Consider the following 4,077-nt stretch of genomic DNA (forward strand, 5'->3'; position numbering starts at 1 on the left):
CTTCATCGCCGTCACGAAGCCGGTGACGCCCGGACCGTTCTGGGCGATCGCCATCGCCATCTGGCCGGTCGCCCGGGTGTAGCCGTCGCAGATCAGGCCCGCATTGGTCTCGTGCGCGCAGTCCCAGAACGTGATGCCGGCCTTCGGAAACAGATCCGACACCGGCATCATCGCGGAACCGATGATGCCGAAGGCATGCTCAATGCCGTGCATCTGAAGGACTTTGATGAAGGCTTCCTCGGTCGTCATCCTCATGGCAACGCTCCTCTCCTGCGATGTTTCTCGCCGCCAGCGCAGTCGCGTGATCGGCCGATGCGCGTCGTCGGTGCCGGTTCCGCCGTCATGGCGCGGGCGGCGGGTGACGACTGGTGGCGCGCGTCTATAGTTCGCAACACCGTCTTCCCCGCCGGCGGCGCCGGGACGTGGAAGCGTGCCGCAAGTTTGCCCTCGACCCGGACGGCGTGCAAGCGATATCTCGTTTTTTTGCTTCCTTCGTTCTAGAAAATGGAATATCAGTGAAGAAACTCATGGACGACACGCCCGAATCGTCGCCGGCGCTCAAGGCGTTCGGGCTCCTGGAGACCATTGCTGCGATGGATCACGCGCCGACGCTTGCGGAGCTGACGGAGTCCACGAGCCTGCCGAAGCCGACGCTGCATCGGTGGGTGAGCATGCTGGAGGGGGCCGACCTCGTGCGGCGCCTGCCCGACGGCCGGCGCTACGAGCTGTCCGCGCGGGCGACGGCGCTCGCCTTCGCGATCCTGTCCAACAACCCGGGCTCGACGCAGCGCCACCAGATCCTTCAGCGCGTCGCCCGCGATCTCGGGGAATCCTGCAACCTCACGGTGCTGGAGGGCAGCGAGGTCATGTATCTCGACCGCGTCGAGGCGGCGCTGCCTCTGCGCGTCGCGTTCCAGAAGGGGTCGCGCGTTCCCGCACACTGCTCGGCGAGCGGCAAGATGTTCCTTGCCATGATGAGCCCTGCCAAGCGCGAGCGCCTGCTCGGCACGCTCAGCCTCGACCGCTACACCCCGAACACGCTGACCGATCCCGGGGCGCTTGCCGGGGAACTCGCCCGGATCCGGCACCAGGGCTACGCGCTCGATGACGAGGAATTCCTGTCCGGTCTGTTCTGCATCGCGGTGCCGATCTTCGATCGTTCGGGACGCGATTGCCTCGCGGCGCTCGCGCTCCAAGCGCCCGTCGTACGGCTCTCGCGCGAGAACGCGGCCGAGCGTCTTCCCAACCTCAGGGCCGCGGCCGAGGCGCTGGCCGTGACGCTGACATGACCTGAACCCCGAGAGGCCCCCCCCGATGTTGATGCAGCAGACGACGGTCTCCTACCCGAGGCTTGGTGCGCTGGCCGAATCCGCCCGGCGCTGCGGGCCCCTGCGCGTCGGCGTCGTCTATCCCTGCGAGCGGAGTGCCCTTGAAGCGGCGCTCGAGGCGCGGGACCAGGGCTTCATCGAGCCGGTCCTGGTCGGCCCGTCCGAGCGCATCCACGCGGCGGCGGCCGATGCCGACATCAGCCTGTCGGGCGTCGAGATCGTCGAGGCGGCCAACGCGCCCGCGGCGGCGCGCCGGGCCGTCGCGCTGGCCGGTTCCGGCGAGATCGGCGCGCTCATGAAGGGTTCGCTGCACACCGACGAGATGCTGGGCTCGATCGTCGGCCGGGAGAGTCCCCTGCGCACCGGCCGCCGGACGAGCCACGTCTTCTGGTTCGATTGCCCCGCCTACCACAAGCCCCTGATGCTGACGGATGCCGTGGTCAACATCGCGCCGGGTCTGCCGGAGAAGGCGGACATCGTCCGGAACGCCGTCGATCTCGCCCACGGGCTCGGCCTGAGCAACCCCAAGGTGGCCATCCTGGCACCGGTCGAGACGGTGAATCCGGCGCTGCCCTCGACGATCGACGCGGCGGCCCTCTGCAAGATGGCCGACCGCGGGCAAATCGCCGGCGCGACCCTCGACGGGCCGCTCGGCTTCGACAACGCGGTATCGCTGGCCTCGGCCAGCACGAAGGGGATCGTCTCGCTGGTCGCGGGCGAGCCAGACATCCTGGTCGTGCCGAGCCTCGACGCGGGCAACAGCCTGTACAAGTCGCTCGTCTATCTCGGCGGAGCCGCCTGCGCCGGGCTCGTGCTCGGCGCACGCCTCCCCGTCATCCTGACGAGCCGGGCCGATTCGAAGCAGGCCCGCATCGCCTCCTGCGCGCTCGCGGCTCTTACGGCGCGCCATCTGGCGCACTAGACAAGCCTCGCCGGCAACCTGCCGCTGTACCAAGCCACCGTTCAGAAGAAGATCTCAGTCCTGACGGATGCGGCGCTCGGCCGGGAACTCGAGGCCGATATCGACGTGTCCTCGCTGCGCGAGGGCGTGGAGGCGTGCCTCGAAGCCGTTCGTGCATCGCCGCGCGAGCCCGCTGTGGCAGCCTGAGGTATGAAGAAGCGCTCCGGTGCCGGGGGCCTTCCATTTCCCGCGATCGACCGCCTCCGATCGGCCTTCAGCCTCCGACGAGGGCGAATGTCACGGCAGCCAAGTTTGGAGGCCTGGGTCGCGCCGCGGGCTTGAGCCTGACGGGCAGCTGGCGCTCCGGTGCGGAGCGTTGTGGACTGGGCGTCGCGGGACTGTGCCCTGCTTCCCTGCCGGGCGGCATGGAAGCAGGGCAGTTCGCGCCGGACCGTTTCGCTGCCGGGCGGTGTGCATTGACGCCAAGTGCTGTCTCGGAACGCGCTCTGACGGGCGCTTGGCTTGCTTCACCTGCTTCCGGCGCCGAGAAGGGCGCGAGATCGGCGCAGCTCGCCACGTCCGGGCTCGATACAGTTCATCGGACCGAGGCGTCGATGTGAGCGCCCCAGACGTTGATCGTGCGGGCCACGTGCGGAAGCACGGCGGAGGCGGAGGAACTGCCGGCTCCGGTCGAGGCGTAGCTGCGCGGCAGGCGGAGTGAGCCCGAGCTCAGGACATCCCGGTGGCGCTCGGCAGTGCGCCCGAGGGCTTGCTCGGTACCCGGAACCCGGAAGTTGTGACCCCAGGCATCGAACGTGCCTGTCTCCTGCGCGTGGGCGGGCGCTGCGAGGGCGCCGAGGCTCAGGCTGAGCAGGAGTGCGGCGGTAGCGGAATGAAGGGACATCGGGCTTCTCCATCATCGGCGAGCGGTCCCGCTGATCCGGGTCGAGACCCTGCTGGAAGGCCACACCGCTCGTGATAACGTTGATATAAACCTTCCTTGCCGCATCGCGGTGCGCAAGCGCACTTGGGTTGATATCAATGTTTCGGGGGCGGAAGCTGAACCGAGCATCCGTACCTGCCGTGTCTGAAGGCTACCCAAGCAGGCGTGTCTCGCCTACATACTTGATATCAACCTATCGGCTGAGCTCCATGGCCACTCCCGTCGAACTGACCCCGGCCCTTGCCGCCCGCTTCGATCAGACCTGCATCTGCCTCAACGTTCAGCGCGCAGCGCGAATTGTCGGGCGCCGCTACGATGCTGCCTTGCGGTCAGCCGGGCTGTCGAACTGGCAGTTCACGCTTCTGATGATGCTGAACCGCGAGGATCCCCCGACCATCAGCGCGCTTGCCGACGCGCTGGCGATGGATCGCACGACCGTAACGGCCAATCTGAAGCCGTTGGAGCGCCGGGGTCTGCTTGCGGTCCAAGTGGATGCGGACGATCGGCGTGTCCGGCGCGTCGTCCTCACGGAAGAGGGCCGCGCACTCCTGACGGAGGCGCTGCCCTTGTGGGAGAAGGCGCAAGCCGCCCTTGTCGAGCAACTCGGCGATGTCGAGCGTGCCGCGCTCGGCGCCGCGATGACCGCGCTGTCTTCCTGAACTGTACAGCGGACCGTTGCGCGCTTCTTCGACCGGATCAGCCGGGAGCGTTTCGTTGCCGGCCCAAGTACCCTCTGGGGTCGAGTGCGCTGGTGAGGCGGCCTTGAGGCTGCCGCCCTGACAGCAACCTGCCAAACTCGTGCCGACATCGCTCGGCGCATTTTCCTGGACAGACTTCGCCCGCCGGACATTCCGGCGGGTTTTTGTCGAATGCGGCCGATCGGGTCAGATCCGTCGCGGCAGCGA

Annotated in this window: 5 protein-coding genes; 3 read left to right on the top strand and 2 right to left on the bottom strand. The window is 67.8% G+C overall.

What is annotated here, in order from left to right; translation table 11 throughout:
* On the bottom strand, positions 1-255 hold a 255-nt coding region (locus tag WDW90_RS35405), incomplete at its 3' end, for a thiamine pyrophosphate-binding protein (RefSeq protein ID WP_336492299.1).
* A gap of 272 nt (positions 256-527) precedes the next feature.
* Between WDW90_RS35405 and WDW90_RS35410 the strand changes: the two genes are divergently transcribed.
* A complete protein-coding gene (locus tag WDW90_RS35410; RefSeq protein WP_336492420.1) occupies positions 528-1,289 on the top strand; it encodes an IclR family transcriptional regulator in 762 nt (253 codons plus the stop codon).
* Positions 1,290-1,314: 25 nt separating this feature from the next.
* Positions 1,315-2,250 carry a bifunctional enoyl-CoA hydratase/phosphate acetyltransferase gene (locus WDW90_RS35415; RefSeq protein ID WP_336492421.1) on the top strand — a complete coding sequence of 312 codons (936 nt, stop codon included), beginning with the start codon at positions 1,315-1,317 and terminating at the stop codon, positions 2,248-2,250.
* Between the two features lie 574 nt (positions 2,251-2,824).
* Here the strand turns inward: WDW90_RS35415 and WDW90_RS35420 are convergent.
* A complete protein-coding gene (locus tag WDW90_RS35420) occupies positions 2,825-3,133 on the bottom strand; it encodes a hypothetical protein (RefSeq protein WP_336492422.1) in 309 nt (102 codons plus the stop codon).
* Positions 3,134-3,381: 248 nt separating this feature from the next.
* Here WDW90_RS35420 and WDW90_RS35425 point away from each other — a divergent pair, with 248 nt between their 5' ends.
* Positions 3,382-3,831, top strand: coding sequence for a MarR family winged helix-turn-helix transcriptional regulator (locus tag WDW90_RS35425; RefSeq protein WP_336492423.1), 450 nt, complete (start codon positions 3,382-3,384; stop codon positions 3,829-3,831).
* Positions 3,832-4,077: the final 246 nt, after the last annotated feature.

Origin of the sequence: Methylobacterium nigriterrae (assembly GCF_037106235.1) — a bacterium.
Lineage (GTDB): Bacteria > Pseudomonadota > Alphaproteobacteria > Rhizobiales > Beijerinckiaceae > Methylobacterium > Methylobacterium nigriterrae.

What these genes read in the sequence shown, in the direction of transcription:
- WDW90_RS35410 (WP_336492420.1), top strand. Translation starts at nt 528, where the DNA reads ATGGACGACACGCCCGAATCGTCGCCGGCGCTCAAGGCGTTCGGGCTC.
- WDW90_RS35415 (WP_336492421.1), top strand. Translation starts at nt 1,315, where the DNA reads ATGTTGATGCAGCAGACGACGGTCTCCTACCCGAGGCTTGGTGCGCTG.
- WDW90_RS35420 (WP_336492422.1), bottom strand. Translation starts at nt 3,133, where the DNA reads ATGTCCCTTCATTCCGCTACCGCCGCACTCCTGCTCAGCCTGAGCCTC.
- WDW90_RS35425 (WP_336492423.1), top strand. Translation starts at nt 3,382, where the DNA reads ATGGCCACTCCCGTCGAACTGACCCCGGCCCTTGCCGCCCGCTTCGAT.